Annotated in this window: 24 protein-coding genes; 12 read left to right on the top strand and 12 right to left on the bottom strand. The window is 60.9% G+C overall.

Annotated features, from left to right (window positions below; genetic code table 11):
- Positions 1-14: 14 nt before the first annotated feature.
- The 10 genes from ACG2K1_RS05025 to cls all read right to left on the bottom strand — a co-directional run bounded on the left by ACG2K1_RS05025 (position 15) and on the right by cls (position 8,689).
- Complete coding sequence (locus ACG2K1_RS05025; protein WP_395428406.1) at positions 15-743, bottom strand: ABC transporter ATP-binding protein; 729 nt, start codon at positions 741-743, stop codon at positions 15-17.
- Positions 744-761: 18 nt separating this feature from the next.
- Positions 762-1,700, bottom strand: coding sequence for a FecCD family ABC transporter permease (locus tag ACG2K1_RS05020; protein WP_395428405.1), 939 nt, complete (start codon positions 1,698-1,700; stop codon positions 762-764).
- 385 nt (positions 1,701-2,085) lie between these two features.
- Positions 2,086-2,436 (bottom strand): YkvA family protein, encoded by a 351-nt coding sequence (locus ACG2K1_RS05015; RefSeq protein WP_009426898.1) that lies wholly within the window; start codon positions 2,434-2,436, stop codon positions 2,086-2,088.
- Positions 2,437-2,550: 114 nt separating this feature from the next.
- The gene (locus ACG2K1_RS05010) at positions 2,551-3,846 is read right to left on the bottom strand and encodes an MFS transporter (RefSeq protein ID WP_395428404.1); all 1,296 of its coding nucleotides are present in this window, start codon (positions 3,844-3,846) and stop codon (positions 2,551-2,553) included.
- Positions 3,843-4,052: a cbb3-type cytochrome oxidase assembly protein CcoS gene (ccoS, locus tag ACG2K1_RS05005; RefSeq protein ID WP_009426896.1), complete on the bottom strand. Its 210-nt coding sequence runs from the start codon at positions 4,050-4,052 to the stop codon at positions 3,843-3,845. The genes ACG2K1_RS05010 and ccoS overlap by 4 nt, the downstream gene beginning before the upstream one ends.
- On the bottom strand, positions 4,052-4,369 hold the full coding sequence (locus ACG2K1_RS05000; RefSeq protein ID WP_009426895.1) for a hypothetical protein: 318 nt from the start codon (positions 4,367-4,369) through the stop codon (positions 4,052-4,054). Before ACG2K1_RS05000 ends, ccoS begins: the two co-directional genes overlap by 1 nt.
- Positions 4,370-4,465: 96 nt before the next feature.
- On the bottom strand, positions 4,466-5,578 hold the full coding sequence (locus ACG2K1_RS04995) for a PilT/PilU family type 4a pilus ATPase (RefSeq protein WP_198344885.1): 1,113 nt from the start codon (positions 5,576-5,578) through the stop codon (positions 4,466-4,468).
- A gap of 102 nt (positions 5,579-5,680) precedes the next feature.
- The gene (locus ACG2K1_RS04990; protein ID WP_009426893.1) at positions 5,681-6,052 is read right to left on the bottom strand and encodes a SirB2 family protein; all 372 of its coding nucleotides are present in this window, start codon (positions 6,050-6,052) and stop codon (positions 5,681-5,683) included.
- Positions 6,049-6,633 (bottom strand): class I SAM-dependent methyltransferase, encoded by a 585-nt coding sequence (locus tag ACG2K1_RS04985; protein ID WP_395428518.1) that lies wholly within the window; start codon positions 6,631-6,633, stop codon positions 6,049-6,051. The genes ACG2K1_RS04990 and ACG2K1_RS04985 overlap by 4 nt, the downstream gene beginning before the upstream one ends.
- A gap of 562 nt (positions 6,634-7,195) precedes the next feature.
- The gene (cls, locus tag ACG2K1_RS04980) at positions 7,196-8,689 is read right to left on the bottom strand and encodes a cardiolipin synthase (protein WP_395428403.1); all 1,494 of its coding nucleotides are present in this window, start codon (positions 8,687-8,689) and stop codon (positions 7,196-7,198) included.
- A 204-nt stretch (positions 8,690-8,893) separates the two neighbouring features.
- Between cls and ACG2K1_RS04975 the strand changes: the two genes are divergently transcribed.
- The 6 genes from ACG2K1_RS04975 (at position 8,894) to prfH (ending at position 16,110) form a co-directional block, all read left to right on the top strand.
- Positions 8,894-12,130, top strand: coding sequence for a DUF2339 domain-containing protein (locus ACG2K1_RS04975; protein WP_395428402.1), 3,237 nt, complete (start codon positions 8,894-8,896; stop codon positions 12,128-12,130).
- A 7-nt stretch (positions 12,131-12,137) separates the two neighbouring features.
- Positions 12,138-12,899 carry a hydroxyacylglutathione hydrolase gene (gloB, locus tag ACG2K1_RS04970; RefSeq protein WP_009426887.1) on the top strand — a complete coding sequence of 254 codons (762 nt, stop codon included), beginning with the start codon at positions 12,138-12,140 and terminating at the stop codon, positions 12,897-12,899.
- Positions 12,900-13,264: 365 nt separating this feature from the next.
- A complete protein-coding gene (locus ACG2K1_RS04965) occupies positions 13,265-14,380 on the top strand; it encodes an RNA ligase RtcB family protein (RefSeq protein ID WP_009426885.1) in 1,116 nt (371 codons plus the stop codon).
- Between the two features lie 3 nt (positions 14,381-14,383).
- Positions 14,384-15,091 carry a hypothetical protein gene (locus tag ACG2K1_RS04960; RefSeq protein ID WP_009426884.1) on the top strand — a complete coding sequence of 236 codons (708 nt, stop codon included), beginning with the start codon at positions 14,384-14,386 and terminating at the stop codon, positions 15,089-15,091.
- Positions 15,092-15,112: 21 nt separating this feature from the next.
- Positions 15,113-15,499, top strand: coding sequence for a hypothetical protein (locus tag ACG2K1_RS04955; protein WP_009426883.1), 387 nt, complete (start codon positions 15,113-15,115; stop codon positions 15,497-15,499).
- The gene (gene prfH, locus ACG2K1_RS04950) at positions 15,496-16,110 is read left to right on the top strand and encodes a peptide chain release factor H (protein WP_009426882.1); all 615 of its coding nucleotides are present in this window, start codon (positions 15,496-15,498) and stop codon (positions 16,108-16,110) included. Before ACG2K1_RS04955 ends, prfH begins: the two co-directional genes overlap by 4 nt.
- Before the next feature lie 140 nt (positions 16,111-16,250).
- On the opposite strand, the gene typA is transcribed toward prfH, so the two are convergent.
- Complete coding sequence (typA, locus tag ACG2K1_RS04945) at positions 16,251-18,062, bottom strand: translational GTPase TypA (protein WP_395428401.1); 1,812 nt, start codon at positions 18,060-18,062, stop codon at positions 16,251-16,253.
- Positions 18,063-18,202: 140 nt separating this feature from the next.
- Positions 18,203-18,397: a hypothetical protein gene (locus ACG2K1_RS04940; protein ID WP_395428400.1), complete on the bottom strand. Its 195-nt coding sequence runs from the start codon at positions 18,395-18,397 to the stop codon at positions 18,203-18,205.
- 63 nt (positions 18,398-18,460) lie between these two features.
- Here ACG2K1_RS04940 and bfr (ACG2K1_RS04935) point away from each other — a divergent pair, with 63 nt between their 5' ends.
- The 6 genes from bfr (ACG2K1_RS04935) (at position 18,461) to ACG2K1_RS04910 (ending at position 25,396) form a co-directional block, all read left to right on the top strand.
- On the top strand, positions 18,461-18,925 hold the full coding sequence (bfr, locus tag ACG2K1_RS04935; protein WP_395428399.1) for a bacterioferritin: 465 nt from the start codon (positions 18,461-18,463) through the stop codon (positions 18,923-18,925).
- Between the two features lie 30 nt (positions 18,926-18,955).
- Positions 18,956-19,429, top strand: a complete 474-nt coding sequence (gene bfr, locus ACG2K1_RS04930; RefSeq protein ID WP_009426878.1) for a bacterioferritin — start codon at positions 18,956-18,958, stop codon at positions 19,427-19,429.
- Positions 19,430-19,655: 226 nt separating this feature from the next.
- Complete coding sequence (locus ACG2K1_RS04925) at positions 19,656-20,330, top strand: fumarylacetoacetate hydrolase family protein (RefSeq protein WP_395428398.1); 675 nt, start codon at positions 19,656-19,658, stop codon at positions 20,328-20,330.
- Positions 20,327-20,479 (top strand): hypothetical protein, encoded by a 153-nt coding sequence (locus ACG2K1_RS04920; RefSeq protein WP_395428397.1) that lies wholly within the window; start codon positions 20,327-20,329, stop codon positions 20,477-20,479. The genes ACG2K1_RS04925 and ACG2K1_RS04920 overlap by 4 nt, the downstream gene beginning before the upstream one ends.
- A 20-nt stretch (positions 20,480-20,499) precedes the next feature.
- Positions 20,500-23,268, top strand: a complete 2,769-nt coding sequence (gene secA / locus ACG2K1_RS04915) for a preprotein translocase subunit SecA (protein ID WP_395428396.1) — start codon at positions 20,500-20,502, stop codon at positions 23,266-23,268.
- A 253-nt stretch (positions 23,269-23,521) separates the two neighbouring features.
- On the top strand, positions 23,522-25,396 hold the full coding sequence (locus ACG2K1_RS04910; RefSeq protein WP_395428395.1) for a tetratricopeptide repeat protein: 1,875 nt from the start codon (positions 23,522-23,524) through the stop codon (positions 25,394-25,396).
- Positions 25,397-25,474: the final 78 nt, after the last annotated feature.

Genomic DNA, 25,474 nt, shown 5'->3' with positions numbered 1-25,474 from the left:
CAGAGTATAAAAAATCAGCTTCTGAAATACAGCCCGTGTTCGTCTTCGCAGCGGCGTATCGGCCAGCCGTACACAGCTTCGAGCAGTTCGGGACGCATCACGGCGGCGGTGTCGCCCGATTCGACAACTTTGCCTTTGTTCATCAATACGATATGGTCGGCATAACGGGCGGCGAGGTTGAGATCGTGCAACACCATGATGGCACTCATGGCGGTTTTTTGCTGCTCCAGATGCTGCATCAGGCGGTGTTGGTGGCGGATGTCGAGGTGGTTGCACGGTTCGTCGAGCAGCAATACGGGTGCGTCCTGCAACAGGGCGCGGATGATGTTGGCGCGTTGCTGCTCGCCGCCGGAGAGACGGCCGATGCGTTTGTCGGCCAGCCCGGCCAAATCGAAATAATCCAAGAGCGCGGCGGCGGCTTTGTCGTTCAGACGGCCTTTTTTAGCGTAGGCTGCCAGCGCGATGTAGCCGCGCACGCTCATGGGCATATTGTAGCGGCCGTGTTGGCCGACCCAGGCGGCGCGTCCCAGGCGCACTTGCGGGGCGGCGGGTGCGCCGTGCAGCAGGATTTCGCCTTGGCCGGTTTGGCCGATAAGGGCGCGCAGCAGGCTGGATTTGCCCGCGCCGTTGGGGCCGATAACGGCGGTGGTCAGTCCGGCGGGGAAATCGAGCGCGTCGATGGAGAGCAGGGTTTTGCCTTTTACGGCAACGTGAAGATTGCGGACTTGGAATGTGGTTTGCATGATGAGGCCGTCTGAAAATTAGCGTTGTATGGGGCGGATAAAGAGATACAGAAAAAACGGCCCGCCGAGCAGGGCAATGACGATGCCAACGGGCAAATCGACGGGATAGGTAAGCCAGCGTGAGATGCCGTCCACTATCATCAGAAACACCGCGCCCACCCAGGCCGACAGCGCGGTAAGGCGGCTGCGTCCGCCGCCCACGGCCTGCGCGAGCACGTTGGGAATCATCATGCCGAGAAAGCCGATCACGCCCGCCAGCGACACCGCACCGCCGGTCATCAGAGCCGCGCCGATAACGGTTTGCACGCGCACGCGGCCGACCGATACGCCCATGCTCACCGCCGTGTCCTCGCCCGTCATCAACACATCGAGCCGCCGCCCGGCCAAAAGCAGCAGCGCAAAGCCCGGCAGCATCGAACACAGAGCCAGCGCAGGCGAGGCAAAGCCCGCTTCCGACAGGCTGCCCGCCAGCCAGTTGGTTGCGCTGCGGAGCGTTTGGTCGTCGGCCAGAAACATAATCAGGCTCACCGCCGCGCCTGCAAACGCGCTCAATACGAAACCCAACACCAGCAGCCCCAGCGTTCCGCCGCCCACCAAGCGGTGCACGGCCAAAATCAGCAGGCACACGCCCAGCGCGCCGCCAAACGCGGCCACCGGCACGCTCACCGCGCCGCCGCCGAGCGCAATCACCGAAATCACGCCCAAAGCCGCGCCGCCCGACGTACCGATCAGGCTGGGATCGGCCAGCGGGTTTTCAAACAAAGCCTGCAAAGCCGCGCCCGAAGCGGCCAGCCCCGCGCCGACCAAGAGCGCGGTATAGATGCGCGGCAGGCGGATTTGGCGGACGGTATCGTCCATTTCCAGCGGCGATGCCCAGCCGCCAAAGCCGATGCCGCAGCAGAAATAAACGGCGGCGGCGGTAAAGAGAAGGGCAAGAATGATGGTGCGGGGTTTCATGGTTTGCTTGTGAAAATGGGAAAAAGGGAAGGAGGTTTTGGCTTCGTTGGAGCTGCGTTAGAAAAACGGGCAGGCCGTCTGAAACAGTCTGCCCGCTTGGTGCGAAATTTTATCATTCCGTATCCGTTTGCGCCACGCGCACGGGCGGCGCGGACGCCAAAAGGCCGTTCCCGCCTTCGCGGGCATGACGTTTCTGAAAGCGCGGCTTCGACGAAGTGAAAACCCGAAAGGCCGTCTGAAAAATGTTTTTCAGACGGCCTTTCGGGTTTGCGGCGCGGGCGGGGTATGGCGAAATCAAAATCCGCCGCCGAAAGGCAGGAGGCCGTCTGAAAGCGTTTCAGAAACGTCATGCCCGCGAAGGCGGGAACAGCCTTTTGGCACGGATTCAGCGGCGCAGCAGTTCGTCGGCGGCGGTTTGGGCGCGGCTGAGGATGTCTTCGGTGAGGTAGGCTTTGATTTGCGCATAGGCCAGCGTGAGGACGGCGACGTCGTCGGTAAAACCCAAGGGCAGGAGCAGGTCGGGGATACTGTCGATGGGGCTGACGAAATACAGCAGCGCGGCGGCGATGATGAGTTTGGCTTTGGCCGGGGTTTGCGGCGAGCGGTAGAGGTAGTAGAGGGCGTAAAACTGGCGCACGACGGGCGCGCCGAGGTCGGCGGCGTGGCGGGCGAGTTTTTTCAGAAAGCCCGGTTCGTTGAGTTTGCGGCGGCGGAAGGTGGGGATGTAGTCGGTCATTTCAGACGGCCTTTCTCGGTTGTGCTTGCGGTTGCGGAAGCGGTTTTCAGACGACCATATGGTTTTTCAGACGGCCTGTATCAAGCAGGCCGTCTGAAAAGTTTGGTAAGCGGTTTATCCGCGCAGGAAACGGCGGTCAAGTTTTGTCAGATAGGCCAGCAGGCCGAGGTTGCCGAGGGCGACGGCGAGATAAAGCAGGCCGATGCTGTCGAACAGAAAGAGCAGCACGGCGCTGAAAATAGCGGCGGCCACCATAAACAGGCCGTTGACGATGTTGTTGGCGGCGACGGCGTTGGCGCGGAATTCGTCGCTGCTGGCAGTTTGCAGCCAAGTGTAGAGGGGCACGGAAAAAAAGCCGCCGAAAAAGCCGATGGCAATCATGCAGGCCATGACGGGATAGGCGTTGGCGCGGGTGAGGAAGGAGAAGATGCCTTCGAGTTGCGTGCTGTCGTAGTGTTGGCCGTGGGTAAGCCAGACGAGCAGGACGCCGAAAACTGTGAGGCCGACGGTGCCGGCGGAAACGAGGCGCAGGTGCAGGCGGTGGCCGCTGATTTTGCTACACAGCACCGAGCCTGCGGCGATGCCGACGGAAAAGAGGGCGAGCATGAGGTTGAAGACGTTGTCGTTGCCGCCGAGGTGTTTCTGCGTGAAGGTGGGCAGCTGGGTGGTGTACACCGCGCCGATGAGCCAGAACCAGGAGATGCCGATGATGGCGGTGTAGAGTTCTTTTTGCGCGAAGGTGTCTTTGAGCAGCGTTTTGGTGCTGCGGACGATGTTGACATCGATGTGCTGCTGCGGGTTTTTCGCGCCGACGTAGGGCATGAAAAACGCGGTTACCGTGCCACCGATTGCAATCAGCACGACCAGCGCCATCACCAGCGCGTGCGGCGCGCCTGCCAGTATCGTGCCGAGGATTTGGCCGAAGAGGATGGCGAGGAAGGTGCCCGATTCGATCAGGCTGTTGCCCATCATCAGTTCTTTGTCGTCGAGATAATCGGGCAGGATGGCGTATTTGAGGGGGCCGAACAGGGTGGATTGCGCGCCCATGCAAAAGAGCATGGCCAACAGCAGGGGCGCGGATTGGATGTGAAAGCCGTAGGCGGCAACGGCCATGATGAGGATTTCCAAAAGTTTGATGATGCGTGCGAAGCGGGCTTTGTCGTAGCGGGTGCTCAGTTGGCCGGAGACGGAGGAGAACAGGAAATACGGCAGGATGAAGAGCAGCGAGCCGAGGTTGAGCATTTGCGCGGGCGGCAGAATGGCGTTGGCGCCGAGGCCGTGGTAGCTGATCATGACAAAGAGGGCGGTTTTGAACAGATTGTCGTTCAATGCGCCGAGAAACTGTGTGCCGAACAGCGGGGCGAAGCGGCGGCTTTTGGCAAAGGAGAAACTGCTGTTTTTGGCGTTCATCTGCCGCCCTCCCCTCTTGTTTCAGACGGCCTCTGCGTTTCAGACGGCCTTTCGGGTTCGCGGTAGCTGTCGTCGTCCATCAGGATGCGGTGGGCAGGGCCTTCGAGGTCGTCGAACTGGCCGCTTTTGCCCGACCACCAGAAGAAATAAATAATCAGCGCGCCGAGAATCAGGCTCAGCGGCACGAGGATGTACATGCTTTCCATCAGAATGTTCCGGCAAGGTCTTCAAGGATAAAGGTTTGTCCGCCGAGGCTGAGGTATTCGCCGCGGATGCGCCCAGCGGGTGTGCCGTCGGCGGCGTAGAGGCCGACGCGGTCTTTTTCCAGCCGCCAGATGCCTGCGGCTTCGCTGTCTTGGAAGGGGGCGAGGGCGCGTTCTGCGGCAGCAGGCGGCGGGGTTTCGCTTTGCAGTTTGACAAGGAATTGTCCGGACTGCGGCGGGCTTTCGTGTTCTTCATCGCCGGTCATGACGAAAAAGCCGATATGGGTTTGGTCTTCGCTGTGGAGGCTGAAATAGTGCATGGTCGGGGAAGGGTCGGCGCGGACGGCCGTCTGAAAAGGGGATGGGAAAAAGGCCGTCTGAAAGCCTGTCGGCGCTTTTCAGACGGCCTGTCTGTCTTACAGCAGCTCGAAGTCGATGCCGGCGTTCTGCCCCCTGCGGCTTTTGAGCTGGATGGCCAGACGCAGGTCGTTGGCGGAATCGGCGTTTTTAATCGCTTCGGCGTAGGAAATCTGGCCGCTTTCGAAGAGTTCGTACAGCGCCTGGTCAAAGGTCTGCATGCCGATGTCGGTGGATTTTTTCATGATTTCCTTGATGCCGTGCACTTCGCCGCGCAGGATAAGGTCGGAAATCAGCGGCGATTGCAGCAGCACTTCCACCGCCGCCACACGGCCTTTGCCGTTTTCCTTGGGCACGAGGCGCTGGGAGACGAAGGCCTGCAAATTGAGCGACAGGTCGGTCAGAAGCTGGGTGCGTTTTTCTTCGGGGAAGAAGTTGATGATGCGGTCGAGTGCCTGGTTGGAACTGTTGGCGTGCAGCGTGGCCATGCAGAGGTGGCCGGTTTCGGCGAAGGCCAGCGCGTATTCCATGGTTTCCTGGTCGCGGATCTCGCCGATGAGGATCACGTCGGGCGCCTGGCGCAGGGTGTTTTTCAGGGCGGCAAACCAGTTGTCGGTGTCCACGCCCACTTCGCGCTGGGTGATGATGCAGTTTTTGTGCGGGTGGACGTATTCGATGGGGTCTTCGATGGTGATGATGTGGCCGTAGCTGTTTTCGTTGCGGTAGTCGATCATCGCCGCCAGCGAGGTGGATTTGCCCGAGCCTGTGCCGCCGACGAAAATCACCAGCCCGCGTTTCTGCATCGCCACTTTTTTCAGCACTTCGGGCAGTTTGAGGTCGTCCATTTTCGGAATGACGCTGTTGATGATGCGGATAACGAGGGCAACGGCGCCGCGCTGGATCATGGCGTTGACGCGGAAACGCGCCACGCCGTCGAGGCTGACGGCAAAGTTGCATTCTTTGGTGTTTTCAAATTCTTCGCGCTGCTTTTCGGTCATCAGCGCCTGGGCGATGGCGCCGCACATGCCGGCGGTGAGCGGCTTGTCGGCTATCGGCGTGAGTTTGCCGTCGAGTTTGACGGCGGGCGGAAATTCGGCAGTGATGAAGAGATCGGACGCTTTTTGTTCGTACATATAGCGCATCCAGCCGAAAATGGTGTCTTTGATGCCCATCGGGGCGGCGTTTTGTGTATTCATATTTTGTTATTCCCGTAATGTCGGTTGGTCCTTGCAAAAGGCCGTCTGAACAACCGCTTTCAGACGGCCTTTTGCGCTTTAAAACGGTTTGTAGGTGGCCAGATAGTAGATGATGCCGACCACGCCCATGCTCAGGGCGTAGAAAAACCAGGCTTTGGCCGAACGCGGCTGCGATTTGAGCGCCGCCATGCCGATGAAGACGTAGCCCACCACCAAAAGCAGCTTCACGCCCAGCCAGTTGGCGTTGCCGAAGGGCGTCCAGTGGGCGAGGGTCATGATCCAAAGGCCGGTGAAAAGCAGCGTGGTGTCGTTCAGATGCGGCAGCACTTTGAGCACGCCCGGCAGCGGTTTTTCCGGCTTGGCAAAGCGCATCCAGTAGCGCAGGTTGAACAGCAGCACGGTCATGGCGACAAAAAACAGATGGCCTTTTTTCGCCCAAATGTAAATCATGGTTGTGTCCCTTGTTTTTGTTTGGAATTTTTTTCCACCGCCAGCAAAACCGGCGGCGAATTGCGCTGGTTGGCAAAGGCGTAGCGCAACACGGCAAAGCGCTCCTGCGGCAGGGCGGCCGCCCATTCCTGCACCGCCGCGCTCTCCTGCGCACCCGCCGGATGGCCGCCGTATAGCACCGCCGCCAAAATGCCGCCTTCGGCCAGCAGCCCCAGCGCGGCTTCGAGCGCCGCAATGCTCGATTCGGCGCGGGTGGTGATGTTTTTGTCGCCGCCCGGCAGGTAGCCGAAATTGAACACGGCAGCATCGATCGGCTCTTTTATATGGTTTGCCAAACGCTCGTGGCCGTCGTGTATCAGCACCACCTGTTTGTCTGCCCCTGCCGCTTTCAGACGGCCTTCGGTGGCGTCCAGCGCCTGCCTTTGTATGTCAAACGCCCAGACCCTGCCCGTTTCCCCGACCAGCCGTGCAAGAAGCAGCGTGTCGTGTCCGTTGCCCGCCGTGCCGTCGAGGGCGCGGCTGCCTGCTTTCAGACGGCCTTCGAGCAGGCTGCGGGCGAATGTCAGGGCGTTGGGCAGCATGGGCGGGGATTTGGCGGGCAAAAAACGCGGGCAGTATAAAAGGTAATGCTGCCTCTGCCAACAGGCGGCTTTCAGACGGCCTTTGCACCCGGGAGGCCGTCTGAAGAGCGTTTACAGCAGATGCTTGAACGGGTTGCCCCCTGCGGCAGACAAATTCCACGCCCTCGTCGGCACATCCGCCCAAAAGGCAGGTGATGCCGGTGACGTGGCAGATGCCGTACATCCCGACAACCGGCGCCACATCGGGCGTTTCACCGACTTCCAGCCCTTCTTCCCCGATGCAGTCCGCGATATAGGCCTGCCTTTCGCGCGTCAGGCATTCCGTGCGGGCGCGGAATTCAAAGAGAAAATCCCGCTCGGAAAATTCGAGGGACAGGCCGTCGAACTCGCGCAGGAAAGCGGCGGGCTTTTCGCCGACAACATAGCCGCAGGCGGCGGCTTAGGCGGCAACAGCAGCGGTATCGGTGTGCCGGTTGGGATGCCAACCCGCCCTCCGCAGGGTTTGCAGGATTTTTTTGTCAAAACGCGCCATGATGTTTCCTTTTCCGCTTTTCAGACGGCCTTACAGCAGCGGGCTCATCAGTCTGACGGTGTTTTCCACCAGCCCCCACCATTTGGGGCGTTTTTCCCACACTTCGGCGCTGATGCGGCGGCTGTCGGCCAAATAGCCCTGTTGCAGAGCGGCGATGCGGGCGGTGGTGGGGCGGTCGTAGATGGCGAGGCTGATTTCCAGATTGAGGAAGAAGCTGCGCATATCCATGTTGACCGTGCCGAAGAGGGCGTAGTCGTCATCGATTACCATGGTTTTGGCGTGCAGCAGGCCGCCTTCGAAGAGGGCTATGTCCACGCCCGCAGCCAGCAGCATCGGGTAGTAGGCGCGCGAGGCGTAGCGCACGAGCAGGGAATCGACCTGCGCCGGCAGAATGAGGGTTACGGCCACGCCGCGCTTGGCGGCAGTGGTGAGGGCGGTGAGCAGCGGCTCGTCGGGTACGAAATACGGCGTGGTGATGGTGACGCGGCGGGTAGCGGAGTGGACGGCGCTGACAATGGTTTCGTAAATCACGCGGTCGCTCTGGTCGGGCGCGGAGGGGATAACCTGCGCCACGATGCCGCCCTGCGCCATGTTTTCCGGCAGCAGCGTCGGGATGCGGTCTTCGTGCAGGGCGATGTATTGCTGTATGCCTTGCAGGTTTTCGTCGTCTTCCACCGCCAGATCGGCAAAGAACACGGCCGACATTTCCAGCACCAGCGGCCCGGTGCAGCGCATCATCACGTCCACCCATTCGCCGACGCCCGAATCTTGTTTGAAAAAACGCGGGTCGACGAGGTTGTAGCTGCCCGTGTAGCCGACTTTGCCGTCCGTGACGAGGATTTTGCGGTGGTTGCGCAAATCGCTACGCGTGAAGAAGGTGCGCAGCAGGCCGACGGGCAGCGAGGCGTGTACTTCCACGCCCGCGTCGCGCAGGGTTTGCGCCCAGCGGCTGTCGAAAAAGCCGAGGCTGCCCACCGCGTCGGCCAAAACGGCGCAATCGACGCCGTGCTGTGCCGCCCGCGCCACGGCGCTCATCAGCTCTTCGATGCGCCCCTGCGGCTCGATAATATAGAAGGCCAGCAGGCAGGAATGCTGCGCCGCTTCGATGTCGGCCAACATGGCATCGACGATTTCGTCGGTGGTGGAGAGCAGCTCCATCGCGTTGCCCTGCGTCGCGCCCAAACCGGTAACGCGCTCGGCGATGCGGCCGATGCCGTGGTAGCGCGGCTTCACCTGCCCGGCGATGTCGAGGTAGCGGTCGGCCAGATATTTTTCGGCGAAGCCGCGGTAAAAACGGTTCATCTCGCCGCCGCGCTTGGCGCGCGCCGCGCCCAATCTGGGTTCGCCGAGCATCAGATAGGCCAGCGTGCCGAAAATCGGAAAGAGAAACAGGATGATGAGCCAGGCGAACACCGAACCGACGTTGCGCTGCTTATAAAGCACGCGCACCATGCAGGCGAGAGCGGCGCAGGTATGGGCGGCAAGGAAAATCTCGCCCCAAGTGATGTTTTGCAAAACGGACAAAGCGGCCTCCGTGCGGCAGACAGTCAAACAGGCGGGCGATTATAGCGGCGCGTGCGGCAGAGCCAAGAGAGGCCGTCTGAAAGGCGCGGCGGGCGGCCGCAGCGGCATTTGGCCGCGCCGGACTGCGTTTTCAGACGGCCTCTTTGCCGACACGCCGCCGCGCCTATACAATCGGCCGTTGTCCGCATCCGCAGGAGATTTTCCATGCCGTATCTGCTTTTCGTCCTTGCCCTGATTGTCGGCATCGTCAACGGTGCGCCGCTGTCGGGCTTTCTGCTCGGCGCCGCGCTGGGCTACGCCGTGCACACTGCCCAAAGGGCGCGGCGCGAAAGCGGCGGCACGCAGGCGCTGCGGCAGGAAATCGAAGATTTGCGCCGTCGCGTGCGCCTGCTCGAAGCGCAGATCAGGCCGTCTGAAAACCCGTCGGCAGACATTTGCGAAATCCCGCAGACGCAAACCGCTTATGTTCAGACGGCCTGCGCGCAGGCAGAGATGGCAGAAAACGAAACACCGCCCTCCCCTGCCCTGCCGCCGCGCCATGCCCGCGCAGACGTTTCCGCCCTCGCCCGATTGCGTGCGCAGCGGCAGGACGGCACGATGCACGGCGCACCGACGCAGGCCGCAGCCGCCCGCGTGCCGCAGCAAACGGCGCAACCCGCCTTTCAGACGGCCTCCCAAGCGCAGAGGCCGTCTGAAAACGAAACGGCAGACCAAACCGCATGGTATGAAAACCATGCTTTGGCATCATGGTTTGTCCGCAGCAATCCGCTGTTGAAAACGGGCGTGGTAGTGCTGTTTCTCGGCCTGGCCTTTCTACTGCGCTATGCTTCGGAGCGCGTCCATGTGCCGGTGGGGCTGCGTTATCTGACGGTGGCGGGCGCGGGTTTGGCTGCCGCGCTGGCGGGATGGAAATTGCAGGCGCGACGCCGCGATTATGCTTTGGTGTTGCAGGGCTTCGGTTTGGCGGTGATGTATCTCACCGCGCTGGCGGCTTTGAAACTGCATCCGCTGCTGCCCGCGCCTTTGGTATTCGCGCTGATGGTTTTGCTGGTGGCGGTAATGGCGGCCTCGGCGGTGAAACAAAACGCGCAGGCGATGGCGCAGGTGGCGCTGGTTGGCGGTTTGGCCGCGCCGCTGCTGGTATCCGACGGCAGCGGGCGTTATCTGGTGCTGTTTTCCTATCTGGCGCTGCTCAACGGCGGCGTGGCCTTTATCGCCTGGTTTAAGGCTTGGCGGCCGTTGAACCTCACCGGTTTTGCCGGCACGTTTCTGATTGCCGCCGCGTGGGGCGCGAGGGATTACGCGCCCGCGCTGTTTGCCACGACCGAGCCGTTTTTGCTTTACCACGGGCTGCTTTATACGCTGGTGGCGGTGTTTTTCGCCCGCCGCCGTCTGCTGGAAAACGAGGAAGACGATGTGCCGCCCTTGGCCGACAACGCCTCCTTTGGCGAAATTGCCGATCGCATCGCCGCACACGGTATGCGCGTGCACCTGATCGACCATGTGCTGCTGTTCGGCACGGCGGGCGCGGCCTTCACCCTGCAATGGCATATGGTGAAACATTGGCCGCACGGCGCGGGCTGGTCGGCGTTGGGCTTTGCCGCCGCATACGCCTGCGCCGCGCTGACGGTGCAGGGCGGCGGTTTGGCACTGCTGCGGCAGGCGTTTTCCGCGCTCGCGCTCGCTTTTGCCACGCTGGCCGTGCCGCTGTTTTTCGACGGCGCGGACACGGCCTCGCTGTGGACGCTGGAAGCGGCGCTGACGTATTACTTCGGCCTGCGCCAGCGGCTGCCGCATCTGCGTTTGGCGGCTTTGGCGGTGTATCTGCTCGCTGCCGCCGCCCAGCTTGCTTCCTACCGCCTGTTTCCCGCCGTTTCAGACGGCCTGATTGCCGGTTCGCCCTTATCGACGCTGCTGGCGGCGGGCGGCGGCGGACTGGTTTATCTGTTGTGGGCGTTGTACCGCCGCGAGGGTTCGGCCGCATGGGAGCACGGCTGGCAGACGGTTGCGCTGGCCGCCGCGCTGTTCTATGCCTCGCTGCTGCCGCTGCTGTGGTTTTCGTCGGCCAAGACGCTGCTGCTGTCCTACGCGCTGCTGTCGCTGCTGTGGGCGGTCTGCCAATACCGACAGCGGCAAACCGTGTTCGCCGTGTTCTCGCTGCTGTGTGCACTGGCGCTGCCCCTGATTTATCTCGCCAAACCGTTCTGCTGCACGGTTTTCGCCCTACTGAAAACCGACGCGGCACACGCGGCGCTGCCGCCGATCGAAGCGGCGCAATATCTGACAGCCGCCGCGCTGACGGCCGCCGCCGCATGGCTTTTGTCGCGGCCGCAATGGCGCGAGTCAGAGCAGGTGTCTTGGTCGGGCGCGGCGGTGTTTGCCGTTGCGCTGCTGCTGGCCGACGCGGCCTGGCGCGGTGTTTTGTGGCCGTCTGAAAACATCGCGCACCGGCTGCATCCGCTGCTGTTGCTGCTGCCCTTTGCCGTCGCCGCCCGCTATCTGCGCTGGCGCGAGGCGCAATACGTTCTGCTTGCGCCCGCCTTTTTCTTCGCCGCCGCGCTGTTGACGGAAAACTTCCGCGCCGCACCGCTCGTCGCATGGCCGATACTGGCGGCGCAAACCGCGCTGACCTTTTGGCTGCTCGGCTTTGACGACGAGAATGCCGAAGAAACCGGCAAACGCGGCGTACCCGCTTCCCTGCACACCGCCGCGCTGTTCCTGTTTGCCCTGCTGTGGCAAAAACTGGCCTTTCAGACGGCCTCATTGTTCCTGTCGGGCGCGTGGCTGCAACTGTCGTGGCTGGCCGTGCCTGCGGCCTATTGGCTGGCGGCAGAGCAAGACGCGCTGCCGCTTTTCAGACGGCATCCCGCCGTTTACCGCCGTTTCGGCCGCGCCCTGTGTATCTTTGCCGCCGCTGCATGGCTGCTATGGATCAACACCGCCGCGCCCCACAGCCCCGCGCCCCTGCCGTATCTGCCGCTGTTCAACCCGACGGAACTGGCCGCTGCCGGCCTGCTGTGGTTCGGCTTTTGCACGCTGCCGCACGGTGCATGGAGCGGCGAAGTGCGCCGTTTTGCCGCATACGCCCTGTCTGCCCTCGCCTTTTTCACCCTCAGCGCGGGCGTGATGCGCGTCTGGCATTTCTACGGCGGCATCGGCTGGAATCTGGCCGAACTCCTGCGCTCCGTTGGTCTGCAGGCCAGCCTGTCCGTGGTGTGGGCAGGCGCGGCCATCGTGCTGATGGTGGCGGGCAACCGCAGCGGCAGCCGCGGCCGCTGGATAGGCGGCGCGGCGCTGATGGGCGCGGTGGTGGTGAAACTCTTCCTCGTCGAGCTGGGCAACAGCGGCGGCATCGAACGCATCGCCTCCTTTATCATCGTCGGCCTGCTGCTGCTTCTGGTCGGCTGGTTCGCGCCCGTGCCGCCGAAAGACAAACATTAGGAATCCCATGAACAAACCCCTAAACATCACCCCCATCCCCGCCCTGTCCGACAACTACGTCTGGCTGCTTTCAGACGGCCGAAACGCCGCCTGCGTCGATCCCGCCGAAGCCGCGCCCGTGCTCGATTATCTGCACGCGCACGGCCTTAATCTCGCGCAAATCTGGATCACCCACCACCACCGCGACCACACCGGCGGCATCGCCGGACTCAAACGCCGCTTCCCCGCCTGCACCGTCTGCGGCAACGGCGACATCGCCGAAGCGGACGAAACCGTCGGCGAAGGCAGCATCATCCGTTTTGCCGGACGGCGCGCCGACGTGTGGCACATCCCCGGCCACACCGACCGCCACCTCGCCTACCTGCTGCACGACGCAGGCCGCCTGCACGTGTTCTGCGGCGACACCCTCTTCTCCGCCGGCTGCGGCCGCGTCTTCACCGGCACGCCCGAACAGCTCGCCGCCTCCTGCCGCCGCCTCGCCGCCCTGCCGCCCGACACCCTCGTCTACCCCGCCCACGAATACACCGCCGCCAACCTCGCCTTCGCCGCCCACATCGAGCCCGACAATCCCGACACCGCCTGCGCCCGCAAAGAGGCCGCCCACACCCCCACCCTGCCCGTCACCCTCGCCCGCGAGCGGCGCATCAACCCCTTCCTGCGTACCGGCGAAGCCGCCGTCCGCCGCCGCACCGCCGAACTCTGCGGCCGCGAGCTGCACGATGAAACCGCCGTTTTCATTGCCCTGCGCGAATTGAAAAACGGGTTTTGATAAAAGGCCGTTTCCGCCTTCGCGGGAACGGCCTCTGTTTATATTCCGCCACGCCCGCCGCGAAAGCCGCCGCCGAACATTGCCCGCACCGCGCCGCCTGCCTATAATCGCGCCCTTTCACCAACCCCCTGCAAAGAAAGGAGCAACCATGGCACCCATCACATCCCGCTCAATCACCCTTTGCAGCCCGCGCGTCTGAGTAACGCCTTCCAATTCCGTTGCCCGCCCGGGCTGCTTTCTCCCATTTAGCAAACCGATTCCGCCGTTTGGATTTCAGGCCGTCTGAACACTGAAACGGCCTTGTTTTCCATACGCGCGTTTTATTCGTGCGCGGCGGCGCGGTTTGCCTGTAAAGAAAGCATCACATGGGCACACAAAATCCCCAAATCTCCCTTATTGCCGCATCCGACACCTGGATCGAAGGCAATGCCGTGCGCCAGCTCGAAACCACCGCCCGCCTTCCCGCCATGCGCCGCGTGGCCGGCATGCCCGATCTGCACGCCGGCCGCGGTTACCCGATAGGCGCGGCCTTTTTCAGCGTCGGCCGTTTCTACCCCGCCCTAATCGGCGGCGACATCGGCTGCGGCATGGCCTTTTGGCAAACCGACATCCCTGCCGCCAAAGCCAAGCCCGCCAAACTGGCCAAGCGGCTCGGCAGCATCGACGCGCCTTTAAGCGAAGAATGGCAGGCGCGCATCGACGAAATTTTGCCGAACCATCCTTTTCAGACGGCCTTAGGCACCATCGGCGGCGGCAACCACTTTGCCGAACTGCAAACCGTCGATACCGTTTACCGCCCCGGCCTGCTGCCGGAACACTTCCGTGCCGACGCGCTGCAGCTCTTGGTGCACAGCGGCTCGCGCGGGCTGGGCGGCGACATCCTGCGCCGCCACGTCGAAGCCCACGGCCACCAAGGCTTGGACGACAACAGCGGCGACGCACAAAGCTATCTGGCCGAACAGCGCCACGCGCTCGCCTTTGCCCGCGCCAACCGCCTGCTGATTGCCGAACGCATCCTGCACCATCTCAACAGCAGCGGCCGATGCCTGCTCGACGTGCACCACAATTTTCTCGAAGCAGCCGAGTTCGGCGGCGAAAGCGGCTGGCTGCACCGCAAAGGCGCCACGCCCGCCGATCAGGGCCTGGTGCTGATACCCGGCTCGCGCGGCGATTACAGCTATCTTGTTGCGCCTGCTGCCGATACCGAAGCCGCGCTCAACTCGCTCGCCCACGGCGCCGGCCGCAAATGGCGGCGCGGCGAATGCAAAGGCCGCCTGTCGCACAAATACAGCACCGACAGCCTGCGCCGCACCGCCTTCGGCAGCGTTGTGGTGTGCGGCAGCAAAGAGCTGGTGTACGAAGAAGCGCCGCAGGCCTACAAAAACATCGACAGCATCATCGCCGCCATGCAGACCCGCGGCCTGATTGAACCGGTGGCACGCTTCAAACCGGTTTTGACCTACAAAACCGCAGGAGAATAAAGCATGAAGATCATCAGCAAATTTAAAGACTTCTACGATTTCAAGGTCGCCAAATACGGCGTCGATCCGATTTTGGTGTTCGACCGCCGCGCACGCAAAGATTTGCCCGCGCCCAAATCGCTGCCCGCGCCGCTGCCCGAATGGGAAAAAGAGCTTGGCGCGTGCGTCGTCGTGTCGTGGCTGTATGTGGGCAATATTCAGACGGCCTTGTTCAACAGCGGCGAACGCGTGTACGGCGCGGCGGATATCGAGTCTGCCGACATTAAAAACCGCAACGGCTATCTGAACAAATTTCTCCGCTTTCGTGGCGGGCAGGAATACTGTCTGATCGGTTACAACATCTGGGAACACCGCAGCGAAGCAGTTCGTCAGGCATTCGTGCCGAAGGAAGTCAGGCGCGATGATGATGCACGTCTGCGGCCATACCATGATATTCCGCTGCTGCTGGCCTATTTTGTCTGCGATGAAAAGATAGGCGATGTCGGCAGAAAAACCGCCTACGCCGCCAACCCGCAGCTCTCCGCCCTGGGCGTGTATCTCGACCCCGATTTTGTCTGGCAGAAAATCGTCGAATACCTGTCGCAACTGAAAAGCGAAGCGGAAACCAGCCCGCCCGTGCCCGACCAAGCCAAAATCGGCAACAAGGGTTTTGACGAAAAATATTCCTTCCGCCCGAAGATGAAAAGGCCGTCTCGACCTGCGCGGGAATGACGTTTCTGAAAGGAACAAGAAATGAGCGCGTCCCTTATCCGTCCGCAGAATGTGGAAACCGCCGACTGCCTGTTGGAGAACATGCAGATCGGCGGCAAACACATCACGCTGCATTTCGCGGAAATCTACCGCACCGATTTGCAGGCCTTCGTGCCAAAGGTCGTGATCGAAATTTCCGACTGGCAGCAGTTTCACGGCCGCGCCTACCATGCGAAAACCGAATGTTCGCGCACGATTGCCGAAAGCCGCATTGAGCCGCTAGAAGCAGTTGCGGCATACCGTTTTTCAAACGGCCTGCTGACACTGCAAGGCTTCGCCCTGCCGCCGTCGGAAGAATGGCTGGAATATGTTTTCGTGCAACCGGTTATCCGCATCACACAGAGGCCGTCTGAAAGGAGAAAACCATGACTGTTATTCTGCAAATTTCCACTGCCCAAGGCCCGGCCGAGTGCCGTATCTTTGCCCGTTTCGTGCTGGCGCAAATCCTGCGCGAAGCCGGGCAGGCCGGCGTGCAGGCCGAAGTGTTGGAAGAAACCGCCGACAAGCACGGCATTCTCTCCGCCCTTGTCCGCCTTTCAGGCTGCCTTGCCGACGAAACCGCGCGGCGCTGGCAGGGCACGCTGCAATGGGTGTGCGACAGCCCCGTGCGGCCGCGCCATCCGCGCAAAAACTGGTATATCGGCGTGTTCAGGCTGCCCGATTTGCCGGAGAGGCCGTCTGAAAGCGGCATTGTCTTCCAAACCTGCCGCGCGGGCGGCAAGGGCGGCCAGCATGTCAACAAAACCGAGTCGGCCGTGCGCGCCACGCACACCGCCAGCGGCATCAGCGTGCGCGTGGAGAACGGGCGCAGCCAGCACGCCAATAAAAAACGCGCGCTGGAACTCATCGCCCTGAAGCTGGCCGAGAAGCGGCAAACCGAGCTGGCGCAACACGGACGCGAGGCACACCAAACGCTTTACCGCGTCGAACGCGGCAATCCGCAGCGCGTTTTTCGCGGCCGGAATTTTGCCGAAGGCTGAGGATTCCGATTCCGCAGCAAAAAAGGCCGTCTGAAAACCTCTAGTCAGGGTTTTCAGACGGCCTTTTGCCGTTTGCCAGTCGGAAGGCCGTCTGAAAGAGGGCAGATGCTGCGCTTTCAGACGGCCTTTTTGCCGACGGATTAGTCCAGTTTTTTAAAGTGGCGGCGGCGTTCGATTTCGCTCAGGTAGCGTTTGCGCAGGCGGATGGACTGCGGCGTGATTTCCACCAGTTCGTCGTCGTCGATAAACTCGACCGCGCTTTCCAGCGTCAGTTTAATCGGCGTGGTCAGGCGCACGGCTTCGTCGGTGCCGCTGGCGCGCACGTTGGTAAGTTTTTTGCCTTTGAGCGGGTTGACGACCAAGTCGTTGTCGCGGCTGTGGATGCCGATGATCATGCCTTCGTAGAGTTTGTCGCCGGGGGAGACGAACATGCGGCCGCGGTCTTCCAGGTTCCACAGGGCGTAGGCGACGGCTTCGCCTTGCTCTTGGGAGACGAGTACGCCGTTGTGGCGACCGGGCATGTCGGGTTTGACGGGGGCGTAGTCGTCGAAGACGTGGCTCATCAGGCCGACGCCGCGCGTCATGGTCATGAATTCGCCTTGGAAGCCGATCAGGCCGCGGGCGGGGATGTGGTATTCGAGGCGGGTGCGGCCGTTGCCGTCGCTTTCCATATTGGTGAGCTCGCCACGGCGGCGGCCGAGTTCTTCCATCACTGCGCCCTGGTTGTCGTCGGGTACGTCAACGGTCAGGTTTTCATAGGGCTCGCATTTTTGGCCGTCGATTTCGCGGAAGACGACGCGCGGTTTGCCGACGGCCAGTTCGTAGCCTTCGCGGCGCATGTTTTCCAGCAGGATGGTGAGGTGCAGCTCGCCCCGGCCGGATACGCGGAATACGTCGGCATCGGCGGTGTCTTCCACGCGCAGGGCGACGTTGGTGAGCAGCTCTTTTTGCAGGCGGTCGCGGATTTGGCGGCTGGTTACAAATTTGCCTTCCGTGCCGGCCAGCGGGCTGGTGTTGACCATAAAGTCCATGGTGAGCGTGGGTTCGTCCACGCTGAGCATCGGCAGGCCTTTGGGGTTGTCTTTGTCGGTAATGGTTACGCCGATGCCGATGTCTTCAATGCCGGAAATAATCACGATGTCGCCGGCTTCGGCTGCTTCCAGCGGCACGCGCTCCAAGCCTTTGAAGCCCAAAAGCTGGTTGATGCGGCCTTGCGCCACCTGCTCTTCGTGGTTCATCACGGCCACCACCTGGCCGGGTTTGATGCGGCCGTTGAGGATGCGGCCGATGCCCAGACGGCCAGTGTAGTTGTCGTAATCGAGTTGCGAAATTTGCAGCTGCAGGGGTGCGTCGGCATCGCCGCTGGGGGCGGGGGTGTGTTTGAGAATGGTGTCAAACAGCGGACGCATATCGCTGCTTTCGTCGCTTTCTTCGAGTTTGGCAAAGCCGCTCAAACCCGAAGCGTACACAATCGGGAAGTCCAACTGTTCGTCGGTTGCGCCCAAGTTGTCGAACAATTCGAAAGTCTGGTCGATAACCCAGCTGGGGCGGGCGGTGGGTTTGTCGATTTTGTTAATTACAACAATGGGTTTCAAGCCCAATGCCAGCGCTTTTTTGGTCACAAAACGGGTTTGCGGCATCGGGCCTTCTTGGGCGTCAACCAGCAAAACCACGCAGTCGACCATGCCCAATACGCGCTCCACTTCGCCGCCGAAGTCGGCGTGTCCGGGGGTATCGACGATGTTGATGTGGTAGCCTTCGTATTCGATGGCGGTGTTTTTGGCGAGAATGGTAATGCCGCGTTCTTTTTCGAGATCGTTGCTATCCATCACGCGCTCGTCCACCTGTTGGTTGGCGCGGAAAGTGCCGGACTGGCGCAAGAGCTGGTCAACCAGCGTGGTTTTGCCGTGGTCGACGTGGGCGATGATGGCGATGTTGCGGATTTGTTTCATAAGTTTTGTACTTTTGCTGACAGAATGGAAAAGCGGCGGATTATAGCACTTTGCCGCCGCAGGGTCGGATTTTTACCGCGTGCAAAAGTCTGTTGCGCGGGCGCTTTTTGCATTTGGTTAAACTATGTAAATAACAAAATTTATTGAGAGCTTTTATTAAAATCAAACGGATTAAAACCCCAAAGGAAACAAAGCAATACTTTCAGACGGCCTTCTTCATCCCTTTGCCTTTCTCTTGATAATTGTTTGTATTTTAAAAGGAAAGTTGCATTGCGTTTTGGCGCTGCTAGAATGCGCCCATTCAAAAAAACGCCGCCCGAAACAAGGCGGGACACAAACCTTCTGCCAAACCCAAACCACACCGTTTTTTTAATCCGGACAAACAAGGAAACAAAATTATGCAAGGCGACAAAGCAGTCATCGACTATATGAACGAACTTCTGGCGGGCGAATTGGCCGCGCGCGACCAATACTTCATCCATTCCCGCATGTATGCCGAATGGGGCTACAACAAACTTTTCGAGCGCCTCGGCCACGAAATGGTTGAAGAAACCGAGCACGCCGAACAGTTTATCCGCCGCATCCTGATGCTGGGCGGCACACCGAAAATGGTGCCTTCCGCACTCAATATCGGCAGCGACCTGCCCTCCATGCTCAAAGCCGACCTGAACACCGAATTCGAAGTGCGCGCCGCTCTGAAAAAAGGCATCAAACTGTGCGAGGAAAAACAGGACTACGTTACCCGCGACATCATGGTCAAACAGCTTGCCGACACCGAAGAAGACCACGCCCACTGGCTGGAACAGCAGCTGCGCCTGATCGACCTGATGGGCTTGGAAAACTACATCCAAAGCCAGCTGTAAAGCCCTCGGCAACCGAACAAGGAAAGAAACATGCAAGGCGAACGCACCGTTATCCGCGAGCTGAATAAAAACCTCGGCCTCCTGCTGGTAACCATCAACCAATATTTCCTCCACGCCCGCATCCTGAAAAACTGGGGTTTGGAAGAACTGTCGGAACACTTCTACAAACAGTCGATCCGCGAAATGAAATCGGCCGACGACCTGATCGAGCGCATCCTCCTGCTTGAAGGCCTGCCCAACCTGCAAGAGCTGGGCAAGCTGCTCATCGGCGAAAACACCGAAGAAATCATCAAATGCGACCTGGCGAAAGAAAACGAAAAACACGCCGCACTCTCCGCCGCCATCGCCGTGTGCGAAGAGCATCAGGACTACGTCAGCCGCGCATTGCTGGAAAAACACAAAAACATCAACGAAGAGCACATCGACTGGCTCGAAACCCAGCAGGAACTCATCGCCAAAACAGGTTTGGCCAACTACCTCCAACTCGGGGCGCAAGAGGACTAAGGCGGAACAAACCGCCGCTGCAAACCACTGCCAAACAAGCAGCAACCCTGCACCCTGCCACGGCATACCGCAAAACGGTATGCCGTTTTTTTGTCCGGCAAACACGCTACAATCCGCCCCCACACGCCTTTTCAGACGGCCTCAGGCCGTCTGAAAAAGCAAAGCGCCCGATAAAAGACCGTCTGAAACAAACCTTCCGCCCCGTCCGCAAACAAAAGGAAACGCCATGACCGACATCCTGCTCGACTCCCGCTCCGTCCGCTCCAACAACATCTACTGCATCGGCCGCAACTATGTAGACCACATCGCCGAGCTGCAAAACGAAACCCCGACCGAACCGCTGGTTTTCCTCAAACCCAATTCCGCCCTCCTGCGCAGCGGCGCGCAAATCCGCCTGCCCGCATACAGCGCCGACGTGCATTACGAAGCCGAGCTGGTGCTGCTGATCGGCAGCAACGCCGACAACTTAAACGAAAACGACGCCCTCACCCTGATCGAAGGCTACGCCGTCGGCCTCGACCTCACCGCCCGCGACATACAAGCCGAAGCGAAAAGCAAAGGCCTGCCGTGGACAAAAGCCAAAGGCTTCAAAGGCGCGGCCTGCGTATCGGACTTCCTGCCTGCCGGCCGCCTGCCCGACCCGCTGCACACCCGCTTCTCCTTCCGGCAAAACGGCATCCTGCGCCAGCAGGGCGACACCACCCTGATGATTTACAGCCTGCCCGAAATTCTCTGCCATCTCGCACAAACCTACGGCCTGCGCCGCGGCGATCTGGTGTTTACCGGCACACCGGCGGGCGTCGGCCGTCTGAACGGCGGCGACAGACTCGAACTGGAACTGGCCGGACTGATACAGGCCGCGTTTACCGTCGCCCCAGCCGCAACGGAACAAACAAAATGACAAAAGGCCGTCTGAAAGCGAAACACCGCCGCAGGCCAACCAAGCCCCGTTTCCACGAAAAACAAAGCATCCGTAACCGCCCGCACCCCATGCGGGCGGATTATTTATTTCAGACGGCCTGTGTTAAAATGCGCCGTTACCGCCTCTAAAAAAACAGGTTCAGAAATCCATGCTTACCCAACTAGCGAAAAAAGTATTCGGCAGCCGCAACGACCGTCTGCTGAAGCAATACCGGAAAACCGTATCAAAAATCAACGAATTGGAAGCAGGCATCCAGGCGCTCGACGATGCCGCGCTGCAAGGCAAAACCGCCGAATTCAAACAGCGCATCGCCGATGGCGCAAATTTGAACGACATTCTGCCCGAAGCCTTCGCCGTCTGCCGCGAAGCTTCCAGGCGCGTGCTCGGCATGCGCCATTTCGACGTCCAGCTGATCGGCGGCATGGTGCTGCACTACGGCAAAATCGCCGAAATGCGTACCGGTGAGGGCAAAACCCTGGTGGCCACCCTGCCCGTGTATCTGAACGCCCTTTCGGGCAAAGGCGTGCACGTCGTCACCGTCAACGACTACTTGGCACAGCGCGACGCGGCAACCATGCGCCCGCTCTACAACTTCCTCGGCCTCGAAGTCGGCGTCATCATCAGCGATCTCGACCCCTTCCAACGCCAAACTGCATACGGCGCCGACATCACCTACGGCACCAACAACGAGTTCGGTTTCGACTACCTGCGCGACAATATGGTCGTCAACCAATACGACAAAGTGCAACGCGAACTGAATTTCGCCGTCGTGGACGAAGTGGACTCCATCCTCATCGACGAAGCACGCACGCCGCTGATTATCTCCGGCCAGGCCGACGACAACGTCAGCCTGTACGAAATCATGAACCAAGTCCCCCCGCAGCTGTTCCGTCAGGAAACCGAAGAAGGCGAAGGCGATTACTGGGTTGACGAGAAAAACCACAGCGTCCTGCTCAGCGAAGCCGGCCACGAACACGCCGAAACCATCCTGACGCGCATGGGTCTGCTGGCCGAAGGCGATTCGCTCTACGCCGTATCCAATATCTCCCTGATGCACCACCTGATGGCCGCCCTGCGCGCGCATTCCCTGTTCCACAAAGACCAGCACTATGTGATTCAGGACGGCGAAATCGTCATCGTCGACGAATTCACAGGCCGTCTGATGTCCGGCCGCCGCTGGTCGGACGGCCTGCATCAGGCCGTCGAAGCCAAAGAAGGCGTGGAAATCAAACGCGAAAACCAAACCCTCGCTTCGATTACCTTCCAAAACTACTTCCGCCTCTACACCAAACTCTCCGGCATGACCGGCACGGCCGACACCGAAGCCTTCGAATTCCAAAGTATCTACAATCTGGAAACCGTCATCATCCCGACCAACCGCCCGATTCAGCGCAAAGACTTCAACGACCAGATTTTCCGCTCGTCGGAAGAGAAATACGAAGCCGTCGTCAAAGACATCATCGAATGCTTCAACCGCGGCCAACCCGTACTCGTCGGCACCACCAGCATCGAAAATTCCGAACTCGTTTCCACCCTGCTGCGCCAACAGGGCATTCCGCACAACGTTCTGAACGCCAAAGAACACCAGCGCGAAGCGCTGATTGTGGCGCAGGCGGGCAAAGTCGGCGCGATTACCGTCGCCACCAATATGGCCGGACGCGGTACCGACATCGTGCTCGGCGGCAACGTCAAACACCAGTCCGACGCCATTCGAGCCGACGAGAGCCTGAGCGAAGAAGAAAAAGCCGCCAAAATTTCCGCCTTGGAAAACGGCTGGCAGGAAGAACACGACAAAGTCATGGAAGCGGGCGGCCTGCACATCATCGGCACCGAACGCCACGAAAGCCGCCGCATCGACAACCAGCTGCGCGGCCGCGCCGGACGTCAGGGCGACCCCGGTTCCAGCCGCTTCTACCTCTCGTTTGAAGACCCGCTCCTGCGCCTCTTCGCCCTCGACCGCGCCGCCGCCATCCTCAACCGCCTCGCACCCGAGCGCGGCGTAGCCATCGAAGCGGGCATGCTTACCCGCCAGATCGAAGGCGCGCAGCGCAAAGTCGAAGGACGCAACTTCGATATGCGCAAACAGGTTTTGGAATACGACGACATCGCCAACGACCAGCGCAAAGTCATCTACTTCCAGCGCAACGACATCCTCGCATCCGACAGCATCAGCGATCTGGGCAAAGAATTCCGCACCGAAACCGTTTCCTCGCTGGTCGATACCCATATGCCGCCCGACAGCATGGAAGAACAATGGGATCTGCCCGGCCTGGAAGCCCGACTCGCTGCCGATTTCCGCCTGCACGCCGACATTCAGGGCTGGCTGAAAGAAGACAACACGCTCGACAACCAAGACGTGAAAGAGCGTCTGCTCTCGCAAATGGAACAGGATTACAGCGACAAAACCGCCCTCGTCGACGAAAACGAAATGCGCCAGTACGAGCGCAACGTCATGCTGCAAGTCATCGATACCCAGTGGCGCGACCACCTCTCTGCCATGGACTACCTGCGCCACGGTATCCACCTGCGCGGCTACGCCCAGAAAAACCCCAAGCAGGAATACAAACGCGAAGCCTTCGAAATGTTCCAAAACCTGTGGAACGGCATTAAATACCAAATCGCCTCGATACTGGCTTCCGTACAGGTTCGTATGGACGAGCCGCTGGCGCAGGAGAGCGAACCTGCCGACTTGGCCGATCTGAACGCCCACGCCTTCCAAGCCGACGCGCCCGATATGGAAGAAGTGCTGTCGCAGTCACGCAGCGGGCTGGCCGCCGAAGCCTTCGATCCGAATGCCGACAGCAGCAGCTACACCCCCGAAGCGCTGGCCGCGCGCGGTATCGTCGTCCACCGCAACGACCCCTGCCCCTGCGGCAGCGGCCTGAAATACAAACACTGCCACGGCAAGCTCGACTGACGCCGCATCCGCAGCAACCGCAAACTGCGCCGGAAAGTACCTTTGCACTTTCCGGCGCAGTTTTCACATCCGCCCGCCGCAAACGGCAAACCGCTCTCTGCAAGCCAATCACTATAAAATTCATTCCGCCGTATGTTAAAGTAGCTCCTTTCCCGTTACAGGCCGTCTGAAAGCGAAGTTTCAACGAAGTTAAAACACCGCTGCGGCAAAGCCCGCACCACCACCCCGCCCCTTTGCATCCACCGAGAACACCATGTCCGACAAAAAATCCCGCCTGCGCCCCGCCGCCCTCGCCCTCCTGCTGACACTCGCCGCTCCCGCGCTCCATGCCGCCGGTACAGGCAGCCGCCCCGTTACCAAAGTCGGCAGCCACCGCCACATCACCATCGACGCCGCCGAAGCCGCCCGCCGCGAAGCCGTCGTCAAACGTACCAACGACGCCTTCACCCTCTTCGGCGCCGAAATCGCCCTGCACAAAGGCGACCCCGCCACCGCCCTGGGTACCTATCTCGTCATGCTCGAACGCACCCGCGACCCCGAAGTAGCCGAACGCGCAATGGACATGGCCGTCGGCCTCGGCGCTTACGAACAGGCCGAACAAATCTACCAGCGCTGGCTGAAAATCGAACCCGTCCCCGGCCCCGCCCTCAAACGCATCACCTGGATGCGCGACATGGTGCGCGGCCACTATGCCAACGCCCGCGACGGCTTCGACGCCGCCCTCGAAGGCGCCGACGAAAGCCAGCGCAGCCGCATCTTCCTGCTCACCGCCCAAACCGCCGCACAAAACCCCGCCGTGGCCAAACTCATGGAAGAACCCGTCCACAACCGCGCCAAAGCCTATCCCGACAAACCGGACGCCGTCATCGCCGACGCCATCCTCAGCGCCCTCAACGACAAAACCGACGCCTCCGTGCAGGCACTGCAGCGCCTGGCCGCGCTCGACAGCGACATCCTCCCCTCCACCTACCTCACCATGCGCCTGATCGGTCAGCGCAAACCCGACATCATCAACCGCTTCTTCGCCGAAACCGACACCGCCAAACTCCCCCCCGTCTGGCAGGAACTCCAAGTCGAAGCCCTCATCTTCGCCAACAAAAAAGAAGAGGCCGGCAAACTCCTGCGCGAACTCATCGACAAACGCCCCAACGCCGACCTCTACATCCAAGCCGCCCTCCTGTCCGCCGGACGCCAAGCCCCGCTCGACGAAATCCTCACCTACCTCACCAAAGCCTACCAAACCGGCACACAGGAGCAGCAAAGCCGTGCCGCCGTCATCGCCGTTATGCGCAACGCCGACAACAAACGCTACACCGAAGCACATGGCTGGCTCGACAAAATCCACTCCCCCGACTACGCCTTCGACAAAGCCGTTCTTGCCGCCTCGCTTTATGCCGAAGAACAAAAATGGCCGCAGGCCGCCGCCGAAGTCCGCCGCGCCCGCAGCATGACCGCCCGCCAGGGCCGCTTCTTCGACACGGGTCACCTCACCGGTCTTGAACTCGTCGTCCTCGGCCACAGCAGCAACGCCAAACAGGCGCTCGCCGAACTCAACCGCCTCTACGAGCGCACAGCCAAACAGCCCGGCAATGCCGAAATGCTCGGCAGCATCCTCTACCAGCGCGCCATGATCTACAGCGACCGCCTCGGCCAACCCGCCAAAGCCGTCGCCGACCTGCGCCGCTACCTCGAGCTCTCCCCCGGCAACCCCAACGCGCAAAACGCCCTCGGCTACACCCTGCTCACCCTGCCCGCCCCCCAAATCGAAGAAGCCTTCCCCCTCATCAGCGCCGCCTTCGAACAACTGCCCGAAGAGCCCGCCATTAACGACAGCCTCGGCTGGGCCTACTTCCTCAAAGGCGACCCCGAAGCCGCCCTACCCTACCTGCAATACGCCTTCAAAGAACACCCCGAAGCCGAAGTTGCCGCCCACCTGGGCGAAGTCCTGTGGACACTCGGCCGCAAAGACGAAGCCCGCGAAACCTTCAAACAAGGGCGTGCCGCCGGCGGCAACACCCGCGTCCTGAACGACACCCTGCGCCGCCTCGGCATCTCCGACAAACCCGCAGCCGAAACCGGCAAAAGCAAACCCGCCCCCGCCCCCGCCAAAAAGAAAACGGCCGTCTGAAACAGCAAAGGCCGTCTGAAAAACGTTTTTCAGACGGCCTCCGCCGCTAAGTCAGGGTGTGGCGCAAGCGACGCACGC

The sequence above is a fragment of the Neisseria sp. 23W00296 genome, assembly GCF_044772855.1.
Classification (GTDB): Bacteria; Pseudomonadota; Gammaproteobacteria; order Burkholderiales; family Neisseriaceae; genus Neisseria.
Note: the sequence above shows the minus strand (reverse complement) of the source record. Positions and strands in the feature narration are given on the sequence as shown.